At 63.8% G+C, this 23039-nt stretch carries 24 protein-coding genes and 1 tRNA gene; 12 read left to right on the forward strand and 13 right to left on the reverse strand.

Features of this window, described 5'->3' with window-relative positions:
- Positions 1-115: 115 nt before the first annotated feature.
- From AB7G19_RS00455 to aroA, 11 genes are all read right to left on the reverse strand, one after another.
- Positions 116-1459: a bifunctional folylpolyglutamate synthase/dihydrofolate synthase gene (locus AB7G19_RS00455; RefSeq protein ID WP_085405025.1), complete on the reverse strand. Its 1344-nt coding sequence runs from the start codon at positions 1457-1459 to the stop codon at positions 116-118.
- Positions 1456-2397, reverse strand: coding sequence for an acetyl-CoA carboxylase, carboxyltransferase subunit beta (accD, locus tag AB7G19_RS00460; protein ID WP_063980168.1), 942 nt, complete (start codon positions 2395-2397; stop codon positions 1456-1458). Before accD ends, AB7G19_RS00455 begins: the two co-directional genes overlap by 4 nt.
- Before the next feature lie 112 nt (positions 2398-2509).
- On the reverse strand, positions 2510-3346 hold the full coding sequence (gene trpA / locus AB7G19_RS00465) for a tryptophan synthase subunit alpha (RefSeq protein WP_085405024.1): 837 nt from the start codon (positions 3344-3346) through the stop codon (positions 2510-2512).
- Complete coding sequence (trpB, locus tag AB7G19_RS00470; protein ID WP_028149800.1) at positions 3343-4560, reverse strand: tryptophan synthase subunit beta; 1218 nt, start codon at positions 4558-4560, stop codon at positions 3343-3345. Before trpB ends, trpA begins: the two co-directional genes overlap by 4 nt.
- Positions 4557-5228, reverse strand: a complete 672-nt coding sequence (locus AB7G19_RS00475) for a phosphoribosylanthranilate isomerase (RefSeq protein WP_085405023.1) — start codon at positions 5226-5228, stop codon at positions 4557-4559. The genes trpB and AB7G19_RS00475 overlap by 4 nt, the downstream gene beginning before the upstream one ends.
- A gap of 66 nt (positions 5229-5294) precedes the next feature.
- Positions 5295-5687, reverse strand: coding sequence for a lipopolysaccharide assembly protein LapA domain-containing protein (locus AB7G19_RS00480; protein WP_085405022.1), 393 nt, complete (start codon positions 5685-5687; stop codon positions 5295-5297).
- Between the two features lie 71 nt (positions 5688-5758).
- Complete coding sequence (locus tag AB7G19_RS00485) at positions 5759-6064, reverse strand: integration host factor subunit beta (RefSeq protein WP_007598410.1); 306 nt, start codon at positions 6062-6064, stop codon at positions 5759-5761.
- Positions 6065-6235: 171 nt separating this feature from the next.
- Positions 6236-7216: a signal peptide peptidase SppA gene (sppA, locus tag AB7G19_RS00490; protein ID WP_085405021.1), complete on the reverse strand. Its 981-nt coding sequence runs from the start codon at positions 7214-7216 to the stop codon at positions 6236-6238.
- Positions 7217-7613: 397 nt separating this feature from the next.
- Positions 7614-9317: a 30S ribosomal protein S1 gene (gene rpsA, locus AB7G19_RS00495; RefSeq protein ID WP_063980172.1), complete on the reverse strand. Its 1704-nt coding sequence runs from the start codon at positions 9315-9317 to the stop codon at positions 7614-7616.
- 266 nt (positions 9318-9583) lie between these two features.
- A complete protein-coding gene (cmk, locus tag AB7G19_RS00500; RefSeq protein ID WP_063980173.1) occupies positions 9584-10222 on the reverse strand; it encodes a (d)CMP kinase in 639 nt (212 codons plus the stop codon).
- Positions 10219-11556 carry a 3-phosphoshikimate 1-carboxyvinyltransferase gene (aroA, locus tag AB7G19_RS00505; protein ID WP_441267664.1) on the reverse strand — a complete coding sequence of 446 codons (1338 nt, stop codon included), beginning with the start codon at positions 11554-11556 and terminating at the stop codon, positions 10219-10221. The genes cmk and aroA overlap by 4 nt, the downstream gene beginning before the upstream one ends.
- A gap of 170 nt (positions 11557-11726) precedes the next feature.
- Between aroA and AB7G19_RS00510 the strand changes: the two genes are divergently transcribed.
- The 3 genes from AB7G19_RS00510 to AB7G19_RS00520 all read left to right on the forward strand — a co-directional run bounded on the left by AB7G19_RS00510 (position 11727) and on the right by AB7G19_RS00520 (position 12718).
- Complete coding sequence (locus tag AB7G19_RS00510) at positions 11727-12134, forward strand: TIGR02300 family protein (RefSeq protein ID WP_063980175.1); 408 nt, start codon at positions 11727-11729, stop codon at positions 12132-12134.
- Positions 12135-12230: 96 nt separating this feature from the next.
- Positions 12231-12306: transfer RNA gene (locus AB7G19_RS00515), tRNA-Ala, on the forward strand.
- A 175-nt stretch (positions 12307-12481) separates the two neighbouring features.
- Positions 12482-12718 carry a GIY-YIG nuclease family protein gene (locus AB7G19_RS00520; RefSeq protein WP_161495934.1) on the forward strand — a complete coding sequence of 79 codons (237 nt, stop codon included), beginning with the start codon at positions 12482-12484 and terminating at the stop codon, positions 12716-12718.
- 8 nt (positions 12719-12726) lie between these two features.
- On the opposite strand, the gene AB7G19_RS00525 is transcribed toward AB7G19_RS00520, so the two are convergent.
- Positions 12727-13185, reverse strand: a complete 459-nt coding sequence (locus AB7G19_RS00525) for a MarR family winged helix-turn-helix transcriptional regulator (RefSeq protein WP_014490915.1) — start codon at positions 13183-13185, stop codon at positions 12727-12729.
- Positions 13186-13339: 154 nt separating this feature from the next.
- On the opposite strand from AB7G19_RS00525, the gene AB7G19_RS00530 reads away from it, so the two are divergent.
- From AB7G19_RS00530 to AB7G19_RS00570, 9 genes are all read left to right on the forward strand, one after another.
- The gene (locus AB7G19_RS00530; protein ID WP_085405018.1) at positions 13340-13765 is read left to right on the forward strand and encodes an organic hydroperoxide resistance protein; all 426 of its coding nucleotides are present in this window, start codon (positions 13340-13342) and stop codon (positions 13763-13765) included.
- Between the two features lie 185 nt (positions 13766-13950).
- Positions 13951-15153 carry a CaiB/BaiF CoA transferase family protein gene (locus AB7G19_RS00535; RefSeq protein WP_085405017.1) on the forward strand — a complete coding sequence of 401 codons (1203 nt, stop codon included), beginning with the start codon at positions 13951-13953 and terminating at the stop codon, positions 15151-15153.
- A gap of 220 nt (positions 15154-15373) precedes the next feature.
- Entirely contained in the window at positions 15374-16690 is a 1317-nt protein-coding gene (gene ugpB, locus AB7G19_RS00540) for a sn-glycerol-3-phosphate ABC transporter substrate-binding protein UgpB (RefSeq protein ID WP_085405016.1), read from the forward strand.
- A 47-nt stretch (positions 16691-16737) separates the two neighbouring features.
- Complete coding sequence (ugpA, locus tag AB7G19_RS00545) at positions 16738-17619, forward strand: sn-glycerol-3-phosphate ABC transporter permease UgpA (RefSeq protein WP_063980179.1); 882 nt, start codon at positions 16738-16740, stop codon at positions 17617-17619.
- Complete coding sequence (ugpE, locus tag AB7G19_RS00550) at positions 17619-18467, forward strand: sn-glycerol-3-phosphate ABC transporter permease UgpE (protein WP_063980180.1); 849 nt, start codon at positions 17619-17621, stop codon at positions 18465-18467. Before ugpA ends, ugpE begins: the two co-directional genes overlap by 1 nt.
- Positions 18468-18479: 12 nt before the next feature.
- Positions 18480-19565, forward strand: a complete 1086-nt coding sequence (locus AB7G19_RS00555) for a sn-glycerol-3-phosphate import ATP-binding protein UgpC (RefSeq protein ID WP_085405015.1) — start codon at positions 18480-18482, stop codon at positions 19563-19565.
- A gap of 308 nt (positions 19566-19873) precedes the next feature.
- Positions 19874-20299 carry an Hsp20 family protein gene (locus AB7G19_RS00560; RefSeq protein WP_018645065.1) on the forward strand — a complete coding sequence of 142 codons (426 nt, stop codon included), beginning with the start codon at positions 19874-19876 and terminating at the stop codon, positions 20297-20299.
- Positions 20300-20350: 51 nt separating this feature from the next.
- Entirely contained in the window at positions 20351-20623 is a 273-nt protein-coding gene (locus AB7G19_RS00565) for a DUF1150 family protein (protein WP_011083553.1), read from the forward strand.
- 152 nt (positions 20624-20775) lie between these two features.
- Positions 20776-22143, forward strand: a complete 1368-nt coding sequence (locus AB7G19_RS00570) for a prenyltransferase (RefSeq protein ID WP_085405014.1) — start codon at positions 20776-20778, stop codon at positions 22141-22143.
- Here the strand turns inward: AB7G19_RS00570 and AB7G19_RS00575 are convergent.
- Positions 22140-22991, reverse strand: a complete 852-nt coding sequence (locus tag AB7G19_RS00575) for a DUF1194 domain-containing protein (protein WP_071908888.1) — start codon at positions 22989-22991, stop codon at positions 22140-22142. The genes AB7G19_RS00570 and AB7G19_RS00575 overlap by 4 nt on opposite strands.
- Between the last annotated feature and the right edge of the window lie 48 nt (positions 22992-23039).

Genomic DNA, 23039 nt, shown 5'->3' on the forward strand with positions numbered 1-23039 from the left:
CGCGATGCGAAGCATCGTCGAGTGCGGTGCGCTGCAGAGCCGGGGCCCATGTGGCCTCTGGGTCCCGGCTCTGCGCAGCAACGCTTACGCGTTGCAGCGCGTCCGGGACAAGAGACTATGCAGGAGGCGTGCCGTTGATGCCCAGCACGTGGCCGGCAAGATAAAGCGAGCCGGTGATCAGGATGCGCGGCGGCACTTCGTAGGCGAGCTTCGCCAAGCCGCGCAGCGCGGCTTCGATCCCGGGCGCGGTCTCGACGCGCATGCCGAGGCTGCGCGCGGCATCCGCGAGGCGGTCGACCGGCATTGCATTTTCGGTGTCGGGGATCGGCACCGCGATGATGTGACGGGTCAGGCCGGCGAAATTGGCGAGAAAACCTTGCGCGTCCTTGTTGGCCATCATGCCCGCGATCACGACCAGCGGCCGCGACACCCGCTCTTCGAGATCGCCGAGCGCGGCTGCTGCAACGCGCCCGCCTTCGGCATTGTGGCCGCCGTCGAGCCAGATCTCCGAGCCCTGCGGTCCGAGCGCGAGCAGCTCGCCCGAGGTGATGCGCTGCATCCGCGCCGGCCATTCAGCGCCGACGATGCCCGCCTCGAAGGCCGCCTGGTTGACCTTGAAAGCCGGAATCGCGCGCAGCGTCGCGATCGCAAGGCCGGCATTGTCGAACTGGTGACGGCCGAACAGGCGCGGCGCCGCCAGATCCATCAGGCCGCGATCGTCGGAATAGACCAGGCGCCCGTGCTCGACATTGACGTGCCAGCTCTCGCCCGCGGCAAGCAGCGGCGCGCGCATGCGCCTGGCCTGCGCCTCGATCACGGCCATCGCCTCGCCCGTCTGCTCGGCGCAAATCACGGGCACGCCGCGCTTGATGATCGCGGCCTTCTCGCCGGCGATGGAGGTCAGCGTATCGCCGAGGAAATCCATATGATCCATGCTGATCGGCGTGATCACGCAGGCCGCCGGCGTGTCGATCACATTGGTCGAATCAAGCCGGCCGCCGAGGCCGACCTCGAGCAGCACGACATCGGCAGGGTTCTGCGCGAACAGATGGAAGGCAGCCGCGGTCTTCAGCTCGAACACGGTCGCGGCTTCGCCGGCATTGACCCGCTCGACCTCTTCCAGAGCCGCGCGCAATTCATCGTCGCCGACGAGCACCCCGCCGCCGACGCGGCCGAGCCGGAAGCATTCGTTGATGCGGACGAGATAGGGCGAGGTGTAGGCGTGGACACGCAGGCCGGCGGCCTCCAGCGTCGCGCGCAGATAAGCGAGCGTCGAGCCCTTGCCGTTGGTGCCGGCGATGTGGATCACCGGCGGCAGCTTGTTTTCGGGATGGCCGAGCCGCTCGAGCAGGCGGTGCATCCGCTCCAGCCCGAGATCGATGCGCTTCTGATGCAGGGCCGACAGCCGCCCGATCAATTCACCGAGCGGCGGCTTTGCGCTGTCAGAGTACGCGTTCACGCGTGCGGCGCGGCCGGCGCCGTCTCGGCGGCCGAGACGATCTGCGCCGGACTGACGACCGGCTGCACTGATTTCGATGCGCCTTCCTGCGCCGGCGCCCTGGTCAGCAGGCGGCACAGCCGCGCCAGGGTCGGGCGCAGTTCGTGACGATGCACGACCATGTCGACCATGCCGTGATCCTTCAGATATTCGGCGCGCTGGAAGCCTTCCGGCAATTTCTCGCGGATGGTCTGCTCGATCACGCGCGCGCCGGCGAAACCGATCAGCGCGCCGGGCTCGGCGATCTGGACGTCACCCAACATCGCGTAGGACGCGGTGACGCCGCCAGTGGTCGGGTTGGTCAGCACGACGATGTAGGGCTGTTTCGCCTCGCGCAGCATCTGCACCGCGACCGTGGTGCGCGGCATCTGCATCAGCGACAGGATGCCTTCCTGCATGCGCGCGCCGCCGGACGCGGCGAACACGATGAAGGGCGACTTCTTCTCGACCGCGAGCTCCAGCCCGCGCACGATGGCTTCGCCTGCGGCCATGCCGAGCGAGCCGCCCATGAAATCGAAATCCTGCACGGCGACGACGACGGCGGCGCCTTCGAGCTTGCCGTAGCCGACCTTGATCGCATCGTTCAGATTGGTGCGAGCGCGCGCATCCTTGATGCGGTCGACATACTTTTTCTCGTCACGGAACTTGAGCGGATCGGGCGTGACGTCGGGCAGCGCGACGTCGTACCAGGTCTCGTTGTCGAAGATCGACTTCAGACGCGCCACCGCACCCATGCGCATGTGGTAGTTCGAGCCGGGGATGACGAACTGGTTGGCCTCGACGTCCTTGTAGAACACGAGCTGTCCGGAATCCGGGCACTTGATCCACAGATTCTCCGGCGTCTCCCGCCGCAGCATGTTGCGGATCTTCGGCCGAACCACATTGGTAAGCCAGTTCATGGTTTGCTCCGATGTGCGCGCCCCGCGGAAGGGCCGCCTGAAGGATATATGGCGGCCGGGCCTCTGCCCGGCAAGCCGCCGTGTTCGCCCGCCCCCAAAGCGGAATTATGGCCTATTCGGCCGCAGCTTTCGCGCCCTTGACACCCTGGGCCAGGGCCGCCGTCAGCTCGGCCACGGCGTTAACGGTTTTGGCGGTCGCGCGACCCTCGGCATCGAGGCTGTTCTTGAGTGCATCGACCAGTGCCGTGCCGACCACCGAACCATCGGCCTTCTCGGCAATGGCGCGCGCCGCCTCTGGCGTGCGGATGCCAAAACCAACGCAGATCGGCAGCTTGGTATGCCGCTTGATGCGCGCGACAGCTTCACCGACGGCATTCGCATCCGCCGCCGCGGCACCGGTGATGCCGGCGATAGAGACGTAGTAGACAAAGCCTGATGTGTTCGCGAGCACCGCGGGCAGGCGCTTGTCGTCGGTGGTCGGGGTCGCGAGGCGAATGAAGTTCAGGCCCGCCTTCAGCGCGGGAATGCAGAGCTCGTCGTCTTCCTCCGGCGGCAAATCGACGATGATCAGGCCGTCAACGCCGGCCGTCTTGGCATCGGCCAAAAACTTGTCGACACCGTAAATGTAGATCGGATTGTAATAGCCCATCAGCACCAGCGGCGTGACGTTGTCGTCCTTGCGGAAGTCGCGCACCAGTTCCAGCGTCTTCTTCAAGGTCATGCCGTTCTTGAGCGCGCGCAGACCTGCCGCCTGAATCGAGGGACCATCGGCCATCGGATCGGTGAAGGGAATGCCGAGTTCGATGACGTCGGCGCCTGCCTTGGGCAGCGCCTTGACGATATTGAGCGACGTCGAGAGATCGGGATCGCCGGCCATCACATAGGTGACGAAGGCCGAGCGGCCCGCTTTCTTCAGCTCGGCGAAACGGGTGTCGATACGCGTGGTCACTTGCTCTTGCCCCTCAGGATGTCGCCGACCTGCGGGACGTCCTTGTCGCCGCGGCCGGAGAGATTGACGACCATCAGGTGATCTCTCGGCCGCTTCGGCGCGAGCTCCATCACCTTGGCGATGGCATGCGCCGGTTCGAGCGCGGGGATGATGCCTTCGAGCCGCGACAGCAGCTGGAACGCTGCGAGTGCCTCGTCATCAGTCGCGGAGAGATAGTTGACGCGGCCGATCTCATGCAGCCAGGAATGCTCGGGGCCGATGCCGGGATAGTCGAGGCCGGCGGAGATCGAATGCGCGTCCTGGATCTGGCCGTCCGCATCCATCAAGAGATAGGTGCGGTTGCCGTGCAGCACGCCGGGACGGCCGCCTGCGATCGAGGCCGCATGCAGTTGCGTGAGCCCATGGCCGGCGGCTTCGACGCCAAAGATTTCGACGGAGGGATCGTCGAGGAACGGATGAAACAGGCCCATCGCGTTCGAGCCGCCGCCGATGCAGGCGACCAGCGAATCCGGCAGGCGTCCCTCGACCTCCTGCATCTGCGTCTTGGTCTCGTTGCCGATGATCGACTGGAAGTCGCGCACCAGCGTCGGATAGGGATGCGGGCCCGCCACCGTGCCGATGCAATAGAACGTGTTGTGCACGTTGGTGACCCAGTCGCGCAGCGCCTCGTTCATGGCGTCCTTCAGCGTGCGCGTGCCCGACTGCACCGGGACCACCGTTGCGCCCAGCATCTCCATGCGGATGACGTTGGGCTGCTGCCGTTCGACGTCGACGGCGCCCATATAGACCACGCATTCGAGGCCGAAGCGCGCGCACAGCGTCGCGGTGGCAACGCCGTGCTGGCCGGCGCCGGTCTCGGCGATGATGCGCTTCTTGCCCATGCGCCGTGCCAGCATGATCTGGCCGAGCACGTTGTTCACCTTGTGCGAACCGGTGTGGTTGAGCTCCTCGCGCTTGAGGTAGATCTTGGCGCCGCCGAGATGCTCGGTGAGGCGCTCGGCGAAATAGAGCGGCGAAGGCCGGCCGACATAGTTCTTGAGATAGCCGTTCATCTCGGCCTGGAAGGCCGGATCGGCCTTGGCCGCGGTGTAGGCCTTTTCCAGATCGAGGATCAGCGGCATCAGGGTTTCGGCGACGAAGCGGCCGCCGAAAATGCCGAAGTGCCCGCGCTCGTCGGGACCGCTGCGGTAGGAATTTGGTTTGGCGATGTTCATCGAACGCTCAACTCTTGACTTGCATCTTGGGTGGCGCGCGCGGCGCGAATGAAGGCCTTGATCAGCTCGGGATCCTTGACGCCGGAGGCGCTCTCGACACCGGAGGAGACGTCGACGCCGCCGGCGCGCGTGACCCGAAGAGCCTCGGCGACGTTGTGGGCATCAAGTCCGCCCGAGACCATATACGGCAGCTTGAGTTCCAGGTTTTCGAGCAGATGCCAATCGAAGGCGGCGCCGAGGCCGCCGGGACGTGTCGCGTCCTTTGGCGCCCGCGCGTCGAACAGGATGCGATCGGCAACCTCTGCGTAGCCAGGCAGCACGGCGAGATCGGCGGCGGTTGCGACCGGCACCGCTTTCATCACCGGACGGCCGAACCGCTGCTTGATGTCGCGCAGGCGCGCGACGCTCTCCTTGCCGTGGAGCTGAAGGATATCCGGCGACAGCGCGTCCATGATGTTGTCGAGCGTGGCGTCATCGGCATCGACCGTGAGCGCGACCTTGAGCGCGCGCCGCTTCACCTGGCGGCCGAGGTCGCGGCCAAGCTCCAGAGAGACGTGCCGCGGCGACGGCGGAAAGAACACGAACCCCACCATGTCGGCGCCGGCGTTGAGCGCTGTTTCGAGCGTCTCGCCCGTGGACAGGCCGCAGATTTTGACGAGCAGGGACATGGTCTCAAAGCAGGTGAAGGCCGAGGGTCTGCGGCCGGAAAACCGAGTTTTCGGTTGCGGCCGCTTCTACAACGTCGCGCGCTGCTTGTCTCGCCCGATGGGCCCGTAAAGGCCAACCCCGGAGGGAACGGGGAGGCGCTGGGGCTGGGGCTTCGCTGCGGCTGCCTGGGCCCGCAGATCGGCCAATTGGGTCCTGGCAGCCCGTGCCTCCGCATCATTCCGGCGCGCCGCGCGGCGCCAGCGCCGCTGGCCGAACCAGACAGCGCAGCCGCCCGCGAGGACCCCGAGGGCCGCCACCAGGATGAGGAGCAGGAACAGCGGCAACGTCACCGAGAATGACGGGTCGTTCGTAATGAAGGGATCGAATGAGACCGTGACGAAATGCCGGTTGGCGACGGCAAAGGTCACCAGGATCAGGCCCAACGGAATCACGATCAGCGCGGTCAGGAACTTTCGCATCTCGCTTCGCTCGCCTTGAATCAAGCTTCCGGCCGCATCGCTCGCGACCGCGGAAAACCCTGACGCCGGTCTCAGTCTGGCGCGCCTGGATCCGGATGGTCGCGGTTCAGCCGTTCGCGCATTTCCTTGCCGGTCTTGAAGAACGGAACGCTCTTCTGATCGACGGGTACATGGGCGCCGGTGCGCGGATTGCGCCCTGCGCGCGCAGGGCGATGCTTGACCGAGAAGGCACCGAAGCCGCGCAACTCGACGCGATCACCGCGCGCGAGAGCCGCTACGATCTCTTCGAGAATCGCATTCACAATGTTCTCGACATCCCGCTGGTACAGATGCGGGTTGTGCTCGGCGATACGCTGAACAAGTTCGGATTTGATCATCGAGAGATAGGACCCGGAAGCGTGCGGATGACCATTTCCGTGAAAATACTGTGATCTGTCAAGACGCTAAATGAAGGTTGAGCGTCGGGAAAATGCGTGACAAATGCCGAAAAAGCGGGCTGCCCCGCCACCCGCCAGACGGGAAAAGCCTCTGAAGCTCGCCCGGTTCCATCAATTTGACGCAGCCGGCTGCCACAGGGCCAGCATTCCATCCATTCCGAGCCGATCGACGGCCTGCGCGACGCCGGTTTGCCCGATCTGATGCGCAATCGAGCCTAAACCAAGCGCTTCCAGCGTGACGACAGCAGCCGTTTTAAGGAACGGCAGATCGCCAAAGCGGGGCTGGAGCTTGTAATCGCGGACGGTGAGGCCCTTCTTGACGCCCTTCTGCTCGACCAGCCAGGTCACGGCGGTCTTCTCGTCGCCGAGCTGATCGATCAGCTTGAGATCGATCGCCTGGCGTCCGGTGAAGACGCGGCCATCGGCGACTTTTTCGAGCTGCGTGTCATCCATGCCACGCCGCTCCTTCACCAATCCCTTGAACCAGGCATAGGAATCCTTCACCAGCGCATCGAGCGCGGCGCGTGCCTCGGGGCTGGTCGGCTCAAAACCGTTCGGCGCGGCCTTCAGCGGCGAGGATTTGACCTCCTCGACCTTCACACCGACGGTCTTCAGCAGCTCCGTGACGTTGGGAAACTGGAACAGCACGCCGATCGAACCGACCAGCGAGCTCTGCTGGGCAATGATGTGGTCGCTCGCAATCGCCGTGATGTAACCGCCGGACGCGGCGAGGCCTTCGACCACGACGACCAGCGGCTTCTTCGCCTTCAGCCTCACAAGCGAGTCATAAAGCTGCTCGGAGCCGGCGGTGGTGCCACCCGGCGAGTTGATGTGAATGATGACGGCGGCGGCCTGCGAGTTCTCCAGTCGCTCCAGCGCCTGGGTGCGATCGGAGTCGCTGCGGATCAGGCCATCGATCTGGACCCGCGCGATCGAGCCGGCGGATGCGAACGTGCCGCGCGCACCGGGTGTTGCGATCAGCGCGACGCCCGCGATCGCCGCGATCGCGATCAGCGCAGCCATCACGCGCCAGAACGTCAGCTTGCGACGAATCCTGCGGCGATCGACGATGATGTCCGAATCGAGCGACATCGGAATATCTCCAAATGAAAGGCTGGGCGCGTTGTGCCGTCACAGCGTGACCATTGGCTTATCTGGATACATCAATTGCGGCGTAATTTGAAGAAAACAAGGCTGCGTGAGGCCGGATGGTAGCCAAGCACTCAGATGTCATCCCCGCCTAGTGCGCAATTGCGCACGGGCGCGGGGATCCATAACCCCAGGGAGAAGTTGTCGCGCGAGTTGGCAACCACGAGTCTTCGCCAAACTCGATCCTGTGGTTATGGGTCCCGGGCTCGCGCTTCCGCCTTCGCTCTTCGAGCTACGGCGGACAAGTCGCGCGCCGCGGGATGACAATTGGGTATGCCGCCGCAACAAAAAAGCCCCGGCTCGCGCCGGGGCTTTGATGGTTGCGAAACGGGTGTTTCGCTTACTTGTCGCGGTTCTTGAGCGCGGTGCCGAGAATGTCACCGAGCGTCGCCCCCGAATCGGAGGAGCCGTACTGCGCGATGGCTTCCTTCTCTTCGGCGACTTCGAGCGCCTTGATCGACACCTGGACCTTGCGGGCCTTCTTGTCGAACTGGATCACGCGGGCATCGACCTTCTCGCCGACGGCGAAGCGCTCGGCGCGCTGGTCGTTGCGGTCACGGGCGAGCTCCGAACGCTTGATGAAGGTCGAGAAGTCGGTACCGGTGATCTTCACCTCGATGCCGCTTTCCTTCACTTCGAGCACTTCGCAGGTCACGACCGCGCCCTTCTTGACATCGCCCGGCTCGGCGAAGGGGTCGCCTTCGAGCTGCTTGATGCCGAGCGAGATACGCTCCTTCTCGACGTCCACATCGAGCACCACGGCTTTCACCACGTCGCCCTTCTTGTAGTTGTCGATCACCTGCTCGCCCGGAAGCTTCCAGTCGAGGTCGGAGAGATGGACCATGCCGTCGACGTCGCCCTCGAGGCCCAGGAACAGACCGAACTCGGTCTTGTTCTTGACTTCGCCCTCGACCACCGAACCGGTCGGGTGACCTTCGACGAAGACCTCCCACGGGTTGCGCATGGTCTGCTTGAGGCCGAGCGAGATGCGGCGCTTGACGGAATCGACTTCCAGCACCTGCACTTCGACTTCCTGCGAGGTCGAAACGATCTTGCCGGGGTGCATGTTCTTCTTGGTCCACGACATCTCGGAGACGTGGATCAGGCCTTCGATGCCCGGCTCGAGCTCGACGAACGCACCGTAGTCGGTGATGTTGGTGACGCGGCCGGTGAAGCGGGCACCCAGCGGGTACTTGGCTTCGATGCCCTGCCACGGATCGTCCAGCAGCTGCTTCATGCCCAGCGAGATGCGGTGCGTCTCGTGGTTGATCTTGATGATCTTGACCTTCACGGTCTGGCCGATCGAGAGCACCTCGGTCGGGTGGTTGACGCGGCGCCACGCGATGTCGGTGACGTGCAGCAGACCGTCGATACCGCCGAGATCAACGAACGCACCGTAATCGGTGATGTTCTTGACCACGCCGTCGATGACCTGACCCTCTTCGAGGTTCTGCACCAGCTCCTGACGCTGCTCGGCGCGGGTCTCTTCCAGCACCGTGCGGCGGGAGACGACGATGTTGCCGCGGCGGCGATCCATCTTGAGGATCTGGAACGGCTGCGAGTTGTTCATCAGCGGCGCAACGTCGCGGATCGGACGGATGTCGACCTGCGAGCGCGGCAGGAAGGCCACGGCACCGTCGAGGTCGACGGTGAAGCCGCCCTTGACCTGGTTGAAGATGACGCCGTTGACCTTCTCGTTGTTCTGGAAGGCCTTCTCGAGCTTGCCCCAGCTCTCTTCGCGGCGCGCCTTGTCGCGCGACAACACGGCTTCGCCGAGGGCGTTCTCGATGCGATCGAGGAACACTTCGACCTCGTCGCCGACCTTGATCTCGCTCTCACGGCCGGGGCCGGAAAATTCGCGCAGGGCAACGCGGCCCTCGGTCTTCAGGCCGACGTCGATGACGGCCATGTCTTTTTCAATTGCAACCACCTTGCCCTTGACGACGGAGCTCTCCTGCAGGTTGCCACCTGCGAAGGACTCGTCGAGCATCGCGGCGAAATCGTCGCGCGACGGGCTATAGGTATCAGCAGAAATCGAAGCCATTTGTTCTCCAGTTGCGGATGTCGTGCCGGCCGTTGGGTTCATGGGCGCATCGCACACGCAGTGTCGGAAGGTCCGCAAGACCTTCGAGCGACCGCTCGTTGCTCCGGCATGGAGGCGGAACAGCGGAGGCGGGCCGGCTGAGGCCCGCGCGTTCGATACGTGGAAATCTTGGTCCGGAGCCTGGATCGCGCCGGGCCCAAACAGGGGACCGGGGTTATCGACCTCAAAGAGCGGGAGCGGGCGCTTCCTCCAATGACGGCGGCGGCTTAACCCCGCGACCGGCCCGCTCGGACGGCCTCGATAATGTCGATGGCGGCCCGGACGCCGCCTTCTATATCCAGTTGGGAGTTATCTAGCAAGTAAGCATCCGGGGCCGGTTTCAAGGGCGCAATCGGCCGGTTCTTGTCGCGCTCGTCGCGCCGGATGATGTCAGCGAGCACCGCCGCCTCGTCCGCCTCCTCGCCCCTCGCCTTGGCCTCCATGGTCCTGCGGTGGGCGCGGACCCTGGGGTCGGCCACGACGAAGATCTTCACGTCGGCATGGGGGCAGATCACGGTTCCAATGTCCCGGCCGTCGAGCACGGCGCCGGGCGGATCGGCGGCGAATTGCCGCTGGAAATTGAGCAGGACCTCGCGAACCCTGGGGATCGCCGAGACGATCGAGGCGCCCTCGCCGGCCTCCTGGGTCTTCAGGGCGGGATTGCCGAACTTTTCGGGATCAAGCTCCAGCGCAGCCTGCACCGCAGCCGCCTCGTCCCGGAGATCATGACCGGATTCCACCACGGCGTAGGCCACCGCGCGATAAATGACGCCGGTATCGAGATGACGATAGCCGTAATGGTGGGCGAGGCGCTTGCCGAGCGTCCCCTTGCCCGAGGCCGCGGGCCCGTCGATGGCGATGATCATGAAAACTCGGCCCCAAGCGAACGCATCATCGGGATGAAGTCCGGGAAACTGGTGGCGATGAAGGCGGTGTCGTCGACGGTCACGGGCTGGTCGGAGGCGCAGCCCATCACCAGCGCGGACATCGCGATGCGATGATCCATGTGCGTGGCGACAGTGCCGCCGCCCGGAACGTGGCCGCGGCCCTCGACGATCAGATCGTCGCCGGAAACCTCCACCTTCACGCCGTTGACGCGGAGCATGTCGGCGGTGGCCTCAAGCCGATCGGATTCCTTGACGCGCAGCTCCTGGAGGCCGCGCATGATCGTCGTGCCCTCGGCGAAGGAAGCCGCCACCGCCAGCACGAGATATTCGTCGATCATCGAGGGTGCGCGCTCCGGCGGCACCTCGACGCCGCGCAGTTTCGACGCGCGCACGCGCAGCTGCGCCATCGGCTCGCCGGCATCGCCGCGGACTTGGCTTTCCTCGATCGAGGCGCCCATTTCGCGCAGCGTGGTGAACAGGCCGGTACGCAGCGGATTGGTCATCACGTCGGACAGGACGACATCGGAGCCTTCGACGATCAGCGCCGCGACGATTGGGAAGGCCGCAGAGGAGGGATCGGCGGGCACCACGACGGTGGCGCCATGCAGCTCGGGCTGGCCAATGAGCGTGATGCGGCGGCCGTGCTGACCCTCCTGCGCGGAGGTAATGTCGGCGCCAAAGTGCTTCAGCATCAGCTCGGTATGGTCGCGGCTGGCCTCGGTCTCGATCACCGTCGTGGTGCCGGGCGCGGCCAGGCCCGCCAGCAGCACGGCCGATTTGATCTGGGCCGAGGCGATCGGGGTCTTGTAGGTGATCGGCAGCGGATCGCGCGCGCCCTGGACGGTCAGCGGCAGACGTCCGCCCTCGCCGCCGGACACCACTTTGGCGCCCATCTTCTCGAGCGGATCGAGGATCCGGCGCATGGGGCGGCTGCGCAGAGAGGCATCGCCGTCGAAAACCGCCGAAATCGGGCAGCCGGCGACGGCGCCCATGACGAGCCGGCAGCCGGTGCCGGAGTTGCCGAAATCAAGCGGCGCCCTGGGCTCGGCAAAGCCGGCGACGCCGACGCCGTTCACCTTCCAGGCGAAATCGCCGGTGCGCTCGACCCTGGCGCCCAGCGCCTGCATGGATTTGGCGGTGTTGAGGACGTCCTCGCCCTCGAGCAAGCCCGAAATCCGGGTCTCGCCGACCGCGAGCGCGCCCAGGATGAGGGCGCGGTGGGAGATCGACTTGTCCCCGGGGACCCGTACTTTCCCGGTCAGGGGACCGCTTGCGCGCGACTGAAGCGGCGTCGGCTTGTCGGAATCAGTCAAGTTTGTGTCCTTGGATAGGCCCGAAACGTCCCTGCGGGGCTCGCGGGGCAGGTACCACAAGGTCTGCCCGCCGTCACGGGCATGTCTTTCTCCCGTAATGCGCTATTGACAGCGGGCCGCCAACTAGCCAAGTGAAACACCGCTTTTCAGACATTCCCAGGATTCCTGCCGTGGCCAAGTCCGAACTCGGAACCAAACGTATTTGCCCGACCACGGGCAAGAAGTTCTATGACCTCAACAAGAATCCGGTGATCTCGCCCTATACCGGCGAAGTCGTCCCGATCGCGCCTGTGGCGCCGGCCCGCGCGACTCGCGGCGCCGAACCTCGCCACACGCCGGCTGCCGACACCACGCCGGAGCCGGCAGAAGTCGAAGAGGTCTCGCTCGAGGAGGCCGACGCCGAGGAAAACACCGGCAAGGTCAAGGCCGCGGTGCCCGAATCCGAGGACGACATCGAGGTCGACGAGACCATCGAGGACGATGACGACGATGATTCGACCTTTATCGCCGACGACGAAGAGGGCGATGAGGACGTCACGGACATCATTGGTGATGTCGGAGGTGATGAAGAGACTTGAGATCAGCCCTGATCTGTGAAAAAGGGTGCACCGCGCGAGTCACCAGGCTCGGCGGTCGGGAGTGATCCACCAGGATCCTGCCAACTGGAAGACTAAGGGGCCATAGCTCAGCTGGGAGAGCGCTTGCATGGCATGCAAGAGGTCGGCGGTTCGATCCCGCCTGGCTCCACCAGCCTTCGCTCGCTTCGCGAGCTTCGGCTGGGCAAGCCCGGGAAGTCCCTCGTAGCGAAGTGAGCGAAGGCTGTCCCGCCATAGCCCGAAGGGCGGCGGCGGACTTCATCGAGGATCACCAGCGAAGCCCCGTGATGGTTCCAAGCTGCTATCCTGCCCTCCGGGGAGGAAGCAGAATGAAATACGTCTATATCCTCGAAAGTCTCAATTCCGAGCATTTCTACGTCGGCATCACCGACGACCTACGGGCCCGTTTAGCCAAGCATAACGCCGGCGAGGTGCCACACACGTCGAAATATGGGCCTTGGAGAATTCGGACCTATTTCGCCTTTGATGACGCGGCACGCGCTGTCGCGTTCGAGCGATACCTGAAATCGGGCTCGGGGCGCGCCTTCGCGAAGAAGCACTTCTGATCGCCCCCCTACTCCCCGATCACCGCATTCAACCGATCCCGCAGCGCGACGATCTCGTCCTTCATCGCGACCAGCTCCGACACCGAGCAATCCGACGCCGCCAGGATCGATTGCGGCACGGCGCGCGCTTTTTCCTTCAAGGCATGGCCCTGCGGGGTCAGCGCGATCAGCACCTGACGTTCGTCCTCGCGCGAGCGCGTGCGCTTAACGAGGTGGGCGGCCTCGAGGCGCTTGAGCAGCGGTGTCAGCGTGCCCGAATCCAGGAACAGCTTTTCGCCGATGTCCTTGACCGGCACGTCGTCACGCTCCCACAGCACCAGCATCACCAGATATTGCGGATAGGTCAGGCCGAGCCGGTCGAGCAGCGGCTTGTAGACGCGGTTGAAGGCATGCGCGGCCGAATAGACCGCGAAGCAGATCTGATTGTCGAGGCGCTGCGGGTCCAGCGCCGATAATTTCCGGGGCATCGAGAATCTCACGCGGTTTCCTCCATTCTGGGACCGGGCGGCCGTACATTCAATTGCGAACAATTAAATGTGAGGCATGCAGATTTCAATTGCGCGCAATCTAATTGTTTGCGATGTAGGTTCCACCCCAACCCGAAGACCTGAGGAGACGAAAATGTCGGTAAACGTCCTGTACAAGACCAGCGCCAAAGCCACCGGCGGCCGCGACGGCCATGCGGCGACCCTCGACGGCGCGCTCGACGTCAAGCTCACCACCCCGAAGGAGCTCGGCGGCGGAGGCGGCGCCGGCAACAATCCCGAGCAGCTGTTTGCGGCCGGCTATGCCGCCTGCTTCATCGGCGCGATGAAGTTCGTGGCCTCGCAGGGCGGGCCGAAGGTTCCGGCTGACGCCTCGGTCACCTCCACCGTCGGCATCGGCCAGCGCTCGGCCGGCGGCTTCGGTCTCGACATCGATCTTGCCGTCTCGCTGCCGGGCCTTGCCCGGGCGGAAGCTGAGGCGCTGGTCGAGAAGGCCCACCAGGTGTGCCCCTACTCCAATGCCACGCGCGGCAATGTCGACGTTCGCCTGACGGTCGTCTGATCAAACGGCGGATTGGCTGGCCCGAGATCCCCCTCGGGCCGGCCGCTTCCCTTTAGTCTAGTTGTTTTGCCACGTTGCGGGATTGCACGGCGGCACCGCATACGCCCCTACGCACCAAGCCATTGCTGGCGCAAAAAAACCTCGCTAGGCCTGTGATCAATCATCGACACAGGGGAAGCGAAGGCATGACTGAAGCCGTTTTGGGCGCAATGAGCGGACTGCGCGTCATCGATCTCACGCGCGTGCTCGGCGGTCCCTACTGCACCCAGATCCTCGCCGACCACGGCGCCGACGTGATCAAGGTCGAGCCGCCCGCCGGCGACGAGGTGCGCGACTGGGGCCCTCCGTTCCACGACGAAGACGCGGCCTATTTCATCGGCATCAACCGTAACAAGCGCTCGATCGGCCTCGACCTCGCCTCCGAGGGCGGCCGCCTCGTGCTGCTCAAGATGCTGGAGACCGCCGACGTCCTGATCGAGAATTTCAAGCCGGGCACGCTGGAGAAATGGGGCATCGGCAACGATGTGCTCAGCAAGAAATTCCCGCGCCTCGTGCATTGCCGGATCTGCGGCTTCGGCGCCGACGGTCCGCGCGGCGGCAATCCCGGCTATGACGCCATCATCCAGGCGATGACCGGCATGATCGCGGCGACCGGTTCGCCCGAGAGCGGACCGATGCGGATCGGCGTGCCGCTGGTCGACATCACCACCGGCCTCTATGCGGCGATCGGCATCCTGATGGCGCTGTCGGAGCGGCAGCGCTCGGGCCAGGGCCAGTTCCTGGAGACGACGCTGTATGAGACCGGCCTTGCCATCATGCATCCGCACACCGCGAATTATTTCATGCACGGCAAGCCGCCGTCGCTCACCGGCAACGAGCATCCCAACCTCGTGCCTTACGCGATCTTCCCGACCAAGACCGACGACATCTTCATCGGTGTCGGCAATGACGGCACCTTCCGCAAGCTCGCCAAGGAGATCGGCAAGCCCGAGCTCGGCACCGATCCGCGCTTTGCCCGCAACAAGGATCGCATCGCCAATCGCGAGGCGCTGCGGGCCGAGCTTGCCGCCGTGTTCAGCCAGCACGAGGCCGAGCCGCTGTGCAATCGTCTGCTCGCCGCCGGCCTGCCCGCAGGTCCCGTGCAGAAGATCGACCAGGCCTTGACCAACGCGCACACGATCGCCCGCGGCGATGTCATCGAGAAGGACTGGTACAAGGGCGTGGCCTCGCCGATCCGGCTCGATCGCAGCAAGCCGAGCCTGCGGCGCCTGCCGCCGAAATTCAGCCAGCACTCCCAGGAGGTGCTGGGCGAGTTCGGCTACTCCAAATCGGAGATCGACGCGATGGTCGAGCAGGGCACCGTCTGCGGCCCCGAGCGCAAGCGCTAAACGCCCTCGCCGCCTCACCCGAGCAAATGCCGCACTGCGGCGCGGGCACGCATGTGCACCGCGAACGGAGGAGGCTGCGCGCTCGGCATTCGCCTATTTGACGGCTTCCCTTTTGGCCGCGCTTGCTGCTTTCGTTTCTCCCGCTTACACAGTCATGTGAACGTCATATGGCGCTGCTAGCGCAAGCGCTTCTTTTTGACGGCCAAGGGAGGTTTACTTGATGGCTCTTCGACACTTTGGGGCGGCTGCCGCAGTTGCAATCACGTTCGGCATGGGCGCATCGCCGGCCTTGGCCGTGACCGAAATCCAGTGGTGGCACGCGATGACCGGCGCCAACAACGACGTCATCGTCAAGCTCGCCACCGACTTCAACGCCTCGCAGACCGACTACAAGGTGATCCCGACCTACAAGGGCAACTATCCCGATACGATGAACGCCGGCATCGCGGCGTTCCGCGCCGGCAACGCCCCGCACATCATGCAGGTGTTCGAAGTCGGCACCGCGACCATGATGGCCGCGACCGGCGCCGTAAAACCCGTCTACAAGCTGATGGCCGAGGCCGGCGAGAAGTTCGACCCCAAGATCTATCTGCCCGCCATCACCGGCTACTACTCGACCTCGAAGGGCGAGATGCTGTCGTTCCCGTTCAACTCGTCGTCGACCGTCATGTGGGTCAACCTCGACGAGCTCAAGAAGGCGAACGTCGAGATCCCCAAGACCTGGCCCGAAACGTTCGAGGCCGCCAAGAAGCTGAAGGCTGCGGGTCATGACACCTGCGGCTTCTCCGGCTCCTGGGTCACCTGGGTCAATCTCGAGCAGCTCTCCGCCTGGCACAACGTGCCGCTCGCCAGCAAGGCCAACGGCCTCGACGGCTTCGACACCGTGCTGGAGTTCAACGGCCCGCTTCAGGTCAAGCATCTCGAAACCCTGGTCGAGCTCCAGAAGACCAAGACCTACGACTATGCCGGCCGCACCAACACCGGCGAAGGCCGCTTCACCTCCGGCGAATGCCCGATCTACCTGACCTCGTCGGCATTCTTCGGCAACGTCAAGGCGCAGGCCAAGTTCAACTTCACCGCCGTGCCGATGCCATACTATCCGGACGTCAAGGGCGCGCCGCAGAACTCGATCATCGGCGGCGCTTCGCTCTGGGTGATGGGCGGCAAGTCGGCCGACGAATACAAGGGTGTCGCGAAGTTCCTGACCTTCCTCTCCGACACCGATCGCCAAGTCTACATCCACAAGGCCTCGGGCTATCTGCCGATCACCAAGGCGGCCTACGCCAAGGCGAAGGAAGAAGGTTTCTACAAGGATCAGCCCTATCTCGAGACCCCGCTGCTCGAGCTGACCAACAAGGAGCCGACCGAGAATTCGCGCGGATTGCGTCTCGGCAACATGGTTCAGCTGCGTGACGTCTGGTCGGAAGAGATCGAGCAGGCGCTGGCCGGCAAGAAGACCGCCAAGCAGGCGCTGGATGCTGCCGTCGAGCGCGGCAACACGATGCTGCGGCAGTTCGAAAAAACCGCCGTCAAGTGAGGCGATGAGCGGCAGGCCGCAAGCCGGCCTGCCGCTCACCTGACATCATGCAAAAGCAAGCCATTTTCCAAGCAAAACTATTGCCCTACGCGCTGGTTGCGCCCCAGCTCGCGATCGTCCTGATTTTTTTCTACTGGCCGGCCGCGCAGGCGGTGATCCAATCCTTCCTGCTCCAGGATGCCTTCGGTCTGTCGACAAGCTTCGTCTGGTTCGAGAATTATCAGGACCTGTTCAAGGACCCGGCCTATTTCGAGGCGGTTGTCCGTACGTTCGTCTTTTCGTTCGCCATCGCCGTCTCGTCGCTGTCCTTCGCGCTCTTGCTCGCCGTGATGGCGGACAAGCCGCTGCGCGGCTCAATGCTCTACCGCACGCTGCTGATCTGGCCCTATGCAGTGGCGCCGCCCGTGGTCGGCGTGCTCTGGATCTTCATGCTGCATCCTTCGCTCGGCGTGCTGTCGCGCTATCTGCGCAACCTGGGCGTCGACTGGAATCCGCTGCTTGACGGCAACCAGGCGGCTGGGCTGATCATCCTCGCCGCGGCGTGGAAGCAGATCTCCTATAATTTCCTGTTCTTCCTCGCCGGCCTGCAAGCCATCCCCCGAAGCGTGTTCGAGGCCGCCGCGATCGACGGCGCCCGTCCGATGCGGCGGTTCTGGACAGTGACCTTCCCGCTGCTGTCGCCCACGATCTTCTTCCTGCTGGTCGTCAACATCGTCTACGCCTTCTTCGACACCTTCGGCATCATCGACACCATGACCCGCGGCGGTCCCGGCACATCGACGGTCACGCTGGTCTACAAGGTCTATTCCGACGGCCTGCTCGGCGGCAATCTCGGCAGCTCGGCAGCGCAATCGGTGATCCTGATGGTCATGGTGATCGTGCTGACGGGAATCCAGTTCCGCTTCGTCGAACGCAAGGTGACCTACTGATGGTCGAAGAAGAGGGCTTTCGGCGCTACGTCGCCCACGCGATTCTCTGGATCGGGATCGCGATCGTCGCATTCCCGGTCTACATCGCGATCGTCGCCTCGACCCAGGACAACGCCCTGATCGCGAACGGGCAGATGTCGCTGCTGCCGGGCGGCCATTTCTTCGAGGTCTACTACAAGACCATCTTCGTCGGCACGAGCGGATCGACCCGCGAGCCCGTCGGCAACATGATGCTGAACTCGCTGGTAATGGCGCTGGCGATCGCGATCGGCAAGATCGCGATCTCGATCATCTCGGCCTATGCGATCGTGTATTTCCGCTTTCCGTTCCGGATGGCGATCTTCTGGATCATCTTCATCACGTTGATGCTGCCGGTCGAGGTGCGCATCTACCCGACCTACAAGATCGTCGCCGATCTGCACATGCTCGACAGCTATGCCGGCCTCGCGCTGCCGCTGATCGCGTCGGCCACCGCGACGCTGCTGTTCCGCCAGTTCTTCATGACCGTGCCGGACGAGCTGCTGGAGGCCTCGCGCATCGACGGTGCCGGCCCCTTGCGTTTCTTCTGGGATACGCTGCTGCCGCTGTCGCGCACCAACATGGCGGCGCTGTTCGTGATCCTCTTCATCCTCGGCTGGAATCAATATCTCTGGCCGCTGCTGATCACCACGCGCGACGACATGCAGACCATCCAGGTCGGCATCCGCAAGATGATCACCACCACCGATGCGCTGACCGAATGGCCGATCGTGATGGCCACCGCCGTGCTCGCCATGCTGCCGCCGGTGTTCGTCGTCGTCGCCATGCAGAAATTGTTCGTGCGCGGCCTGGTCGAGACGGAAAAGTAGAAGCGAGTTTTCATGGCTAACGTTACCCTGCGCAACGTCCGCAAGACCTATCCCGGCGGCTTCGAGGCCATCAAGGGCGTCAACGTCGATGTCGGCGACGGTCAGTTCTGCGTGCTGGTCGGTCCCTCCGGCTGCGGCAAGTCCACGCTGCTGCGCATGGTCGCAGGTCTCGAGACTGTCACCGGCGGCGAGATCGACATCGGCGGCCGAATCGTCAACCAGATCGAGCCCGCCGATCGCGACATCGCGATGGTGTTCCAGAACTACGCGCTCTATCCGCATATGAGCGTCTTCAACAACATGGCCTACGGCCTGCGCAACCGCGGCATGAAGGAGGCCGAGGTCAAGACCCGCGTCGACGAGGCCGCACGCGTGCTCGAGCTCACGCCGATGCTGGAGCGCAAGCCGCGTCAGCTCTCCGGCGGCCAGCGCCAGCGCGTCGCCATGGGCCGCGCCATCGTGCGCCAGCCGAAAGTGTTTCTGTTCGACGAGCCGCTGTCGAACCTGGACGCAAAGCTGCGCATCGCTATGCGGGTCGAGATCCGCAAATTACAGCGCCGGCTCAACACGACCTCGATCTACGTCACCCACGACCAGCTCGAGGCGATGACGCTCGCCGATATTCTCGTGGTCATGAATGGCGGCCAGGTCGAGCAGGTCGGCAATCCGCTGGCGATCTACGAGAAGCCGGCGACGACCTTCGTCGCCTCGTTCATCGGGGCACCGCCGATGAACCTGATGTCGACGCGCGCCGATGAGATCAAATCGCAGCTCGACGGCGGCGCGGGCGAGGCCGGCATCCTCGGCATCCGCCCGGAAGATTTCGTCATCACCGACCAGACCCCGGCCGGCGGTGTCGCACTGCCGCTGACCGTGGAAGCGATCGAGCGCGTCGGCGCCGAGACTTTCGTCTACGGCACGCGGGCCCAGGACGAGCAGCGCGTCGCCGCCACCCCCGGCGAGCTGCCGCCCGGCGAGGTCATCGTCCGCATTCCCGGAACCGAGGCCCCAGCCATCGGTGAGAGGATCCGCGTCGCCGCGGTACGGCCGAAGCTGCACCTTTTCAGCGGCGACGGGCGGACGCGGATCGAGGCCTGACCGCTTCCGAGGGCCGGCCGATCAAAAACGCGAAAAACAACCCCATGCACAGTAGCCGGGGGTTTGATTTCATTGAGATAAATCGTCGGCCGATTCGTCATGCCCGGGCTTGCCTGAGCATTTGCGTTCCCGGTGACGAATTGGGCGCTTCCGCGCGACCGCGGTCGGGGTCAGGCGCGAAAATGGGCAATCCACAGGCCCCCGCTACGTCCTTGAACCCCCAAGGGGTTATGACCATATTGCTGACCAAGGGGCGCCGCTTCCGGGCCCTGAAATGCCAAAGTCGCTTCGAGAGGACTTTGTAAACTATGTCTCGTGTTCCCACGCTTTCCAGTCCGTTCCTTCTGGGCTTCGACGAGATCGAGCGCGTGCTTGATCGCGTCGTCAAAGGTGCCGACGGCTATCCTCCCTACAATATCGAGAGGTGCGACCGGTCGGACGGCCAGCCCGAGCGATTGCGGATCACGCTGGCGGTCGCCGGATTCACCCGCGACCAACTCGATGTAACCATTGAGGAAAACCAGCTCGTGATTCGCGGGCGGCAGCAGGACGACAAGTCCCGGCAATACATCCATCGCGGCATCGCCGCGCGCCACTTCCAGCGCACCTTCGTGCTGGCGGAGGGGATGCTCGTGCTGGGAGCGGATCTGAAGAACGGGCTGCTGTCGGTCGATCTTGCCCGGCCTGAACCGGAGAGGATCGTTAAGACAATCGCTATCAATGAGCACGAATAATGGAACGAGTAGCGGACTCGACCGCTTAGTTTCTGTGAAGGAGTCGAGACCATGAGTGAAGGTCACGTTGCGTTCGAATACGAAGCCAAGAACGTCTCGCCCGAGACGCTGGCAACTCTCGGCGAAGGTCATATCGCCTATGTGAAGCAGATCCGCTCCGAGGATGTGCCGGGCCTGTTTCCCGAAGCGCCAAAGATCGCGCCGGGCCTCAAGCTCTTCGCGCTCCACGCCGCCGACGGCACGCCGATCATGCTGACCGACAGCCGCGAAGCCGCGGTCGCCAACGCCTGGAGCAACGAGCTGCAAGCCGTGAGCGTGCACTGACGCACGCTTAGCGCGACATCTGCGAATTCAAATGCGCGGGCATGCCTCAAGGCGGCCCGCGCATTTTTTATGGGCCATCTGGCGAAGCGTCGACGTTCCGGCCTAGCATCGGGCTCAACGCCGAAGCGGGTGCTCTGAGAAGAGAATCGAGAATGACGTCGGACGGTCCAAGTGCGGTGCTCTCATCCGATGAGATCGAGGCGATTGCGCGCGATGCCATTGCGGAAGCTCAGGCGGGAAGAACACAGGCCGCGTTGCACAAGCTGATGCCGCTGCGAAAAGCGCAGCCCCGGCAGCCCGAAGCCGCCATGGCATTGCTGCGGGTTGTCCATGATCGATGCTTGCAAAGAGAAGCCGCGATAGACGTTCTGTCAGAGGTCGCACAATCTCACGATCAGGACTTCTGGATTCTCTCGACTGTAGGGCTCTGCCTTGAAGCAGCGCGCGACATTGACGATCTCAATGCACCGCCGCCCGATATTGCATTGTTCCGTTTGGTCGTCGAAAAACTGAGCGGGTTGGCCAAGGTCCACGAGGGGCAACCCGAACAGGAACCGATTCTCGAAGGTCTGGCCACTGCGGCGCGAATGCTGTCGCGCCAGCAAGATGCGATTGCCGAGAGCAGCTATCGGAAACTCACCGAACTCAATCCGCAAAACAGCACCCACCATTACAATCTGGGTCTTTTCTACAAGACACGCGGCAGATTCGCAGATGGCGCGACCGCAAACCAGATCGCAGCCAGCCTCGCGGACGAAGTCACCGAGAGTTACGAGTGGAATCTTGGTATCTGCGCCACCGGCGCAAAGAATGCCTCTCTGGCACTGGATGTCTGGAGGCGCATGGGGCTTGCGATCGAGATCGGGCGCTTTGGCTTGCCGGAATGCTCATTGTCTCAATGCAAGGTCAAGCTGGCGGAGCGGCCCCTGGCGGAGCGCACGGCCGATCAGGACGATCCGGGCGCGGAGGAAACCATCTGGATCGAACGGTTGAGCCCGTGCCACGGCATCGTCCGCAGTGTGCTCTACCAGAAGCTCGGCGTGGACTATGGCGACGTCATCCTGATCGACGGCGCGCCGATTACACATCACACGTATGGTGAGGTGCAGGTCCCGGTTTTTCCGCATTTGGCGACGCTGGAGCGGCGGAACTATCAGCTATTCGACTTCGCCGGCACACAGGATTCGGCACGGCAACTGGCGGACTTGACCGCAGAGCTGGATGAGGACGCCGTCGTCTATTCGCATTCCCAGAGCTTCGAGATGATATGCGCGAATTGCTGGCGCGACCCCGATCTCGATCACGACCGTCACGAGGGAATAGAAAAGCACGTCGTCACGGGGCGAATTGCCGCTCCCGCGGGAATGGCCCCCGCACGACTGCTGGGGTTGATCGACAAGGCTATCGAGAAGCAGGGACGGCGCTGCCAACTCTATGCGCCAGATCTTTGCAAGGCGGCAGGGCTGGTGGCGCGTGAGGCGATCGACCGACGTCGGTTCGCTTTGCTGACGGGCAACTAGCGCATGATCCGTCGCCCGCGCTCCCGCCATTTTTCTTCGCCGACCAGACAGGACACCCGGGGCTCTTTCTCGGCGGTTCGGACGATCCTCCCCTCCGGCGTGAGGCCCGCAACTTCGAGAACAAGCTTGGTCCGGATCGCTTCCTGGAATTTTTCGCGATCCTTGATTGTCATGATGAAGGCACCCGGCCCTCCGATCACGCAGTCCTCGTAATAGAGATCGAGATTCTCGATATCGGTCGTCAAATAGGACGGCTCCTTCACCATGATCGGCAGGCCGTTGATGATGATGCCTTTCTCAACGGCAGCGTCGCGCGCGCCGGTGACGGGGGCTCCGTCGTTGTTCGGCCCATCGCCGGAAATGTCGATGACGCGCCGCGACCCGCGATAGGGATTCTCTTCGAACAGCTGCACTGCGAAATTGATCGCGCCGGAAATCGAGGTGCTCGAACCTCGGCGAATCGGCGTTTTCATGATCTCGGCGGCCACAGCGTCCGCCGATTCCGGGCCGTCGATCACGCGCCACGGAATGATGATCCTGTCGTCGCCCGACATCGACCACTCGAAATAGGTCAGAGCGACCTTGCTGGCCGGACGGGCCCTTAGCGCCTGAAGAAAGTCTTTCGAGACGATGGCCTGTGCATAGCCCTCGCGCTGAATGGCGAGTTCGTCCAGATCCATCGAATAGGAGACGTCGACGGCGATAACGAGCTCGACATTGACGGACAGTGCGCTGTGCCTGGCGTCGGCTATCCCTGATTTCGGGCTCGGCGCGGCAATGCTGGCAACGTCACCGCCGACGATCGCCCCCGCAACAAGCACCGCCCCGACCGAGACACACCAGCGCATGGCGGCCCTCCCGTCCGTTCAAAAGCATGGTGACACCCAAAACGCGCA

This window comes from Bradyrhizobium sp. 215_C5_N1_1, assembly GCF_052075935.1.
GTDB classification, from domain to species: domain Bacteria; phylum Pseudomonadota; class Alphaproteobacteria; order Rhizobiales; family Xanthobacteraceae; genus Bradyrhizobium; species Bradyrhizobium barranii.

Bases quoted from the DNA above. Each gene is read 5' to 3' on its own strand.
- accD (WP_063980168.1), bottom strand. From the start codon at position 2,397: ATGAACTGGCTTACCAATGTGGTTCGGCCGAAGATCCGCAACATGCTG.
- trpB (WP_028149800.1), bottom strand. From the start codon at position 4,560: ATGAACATCGCCAAACCAAATTCCTACCGCAGCGGTCCCGACGAGCGC.
- AB7G19_RS00475 (WP_085405023.1), bottom strand. From the start codon at position 5,228: ATGTCCCTGCTCGTCAAAATCTGCGGCCTGTCCACGGGCGAGACGCTC.
- AB7G19_RS00480 (WP_085405022.1), bottom strand. From the start codon at position 5,687: ATGCGAAAGTTCCTGACCGCGCTGATCGTGATTCCGTTGGGCCTGATC.
- AB7G19_RS00485 (WP_007598410.1), bottom strand. From the start codon at position 6,064: ATGATCAAATCCGAACTTGTTCAGCGTATCGCCGAGCACAACCCGCAT.
- sppA (WP_085405021.1), bottom strand. From the start codon at position 7,216: ATGTCGCTCGATTCGGACATCATCGTCGATCGCCGCAGGATTCGTCGC.
- rpsA (WP_063980172.1), bottom strand. From the start codon at position 9,317: ATGGCTTCGATTTCTGCTGATACCTATAGCCCGTCGCGCGACGATTTC.
- cmk (WP_063980173.1), bottom strand. From the start codon at position 10,222: ATGATCATCGCCATCGACGGGCCCGCGGCCTCGGGCAAGGGGACGCTC.
- AB7G19_RS00520 (WP_161495934.1), top strand. From the start codon at position 12,482: ATGAAATACGTCTATATCCTCGAAAGTCTCAATTCCGAGCATTTCTAC.
- AB7G19_RS00525 (WP_014490915.1), bottom strand. From the start codon at position 13,185: ATGCCCCGGAAATTATCGGCGCTGGACCCGCAGCGCCTCGACAATCAG.
- AB7G19_RS00530 (WP_085405018.1), top strand. From the start codon at position 13,340: ATGTCGGTAAACGTCCTGTACAAGACCAGCGCCAAAGCCACCGGCGGC.
- AB7G19_RS00535 (WP_085405017.1), top strand. From the start codon at position 13,951: ATGACTGAAGCCGTTTTGGGCGCAATGAGCGGACTGCGCGTCATCGAT.
- ugpB (WP_085405016.1), top strand. From the start codon at position 15,374: ATGGCTCTTCGACACTTTGGGGCGGCTGCCGCAGTTGCAATCACGTTC.
- ugpA (WP_063980179.1), top strand. From the start codon at position 16,738: ATGCAAAAGCAAGCCATTTTCCAAGCAAAACTATTGCCCTACGCGCTG.
- ugpE (WP_063980180.1), top strand. From the start codon at position 17,619: ATGGTCGAAGAAGAGGGCTTTCGGCGCTACGTCGCCCACGCGATTCTC.
- AB7G19_RS00555 (WP_085405015.1), top strand. From the start codon at position 18,480: ATGGCTAACGTTACCCTGCGCAACGTCCGCAAGACCTATCCCGGCGGC.
- AB7G19_RS00560 (WP_018645065.1), top strand. From the start codon at position 19,874: ATGTCTCGTGTTCCCACGCTTTCCAGTCCGTTCCTTCTGGGCTTCGAC.
- AB7G19_RS00565 (WP_011083553.1), top strand. From the start codon at position 20,351: ATGAGTGAAGGTCACGTTGCGTTCGAATACGAAGCCAAGAACGTCTCG.
- AB7G19_RS00570 (WP_085405014.1), top strand. From the start codon at position 20,776: ATGACGTCGGACGGTCCAAGTGCGGTGCTCTCATCCGATGAGATCGAG.
- AB7G19_RS00575 (WP_071908888.1), bottom strand. From the start codon at position 22,991: ATGCGCTGGTGTGTCTCGGTCGGGGCGGTGCTTGTTGCGGGGGCGATC.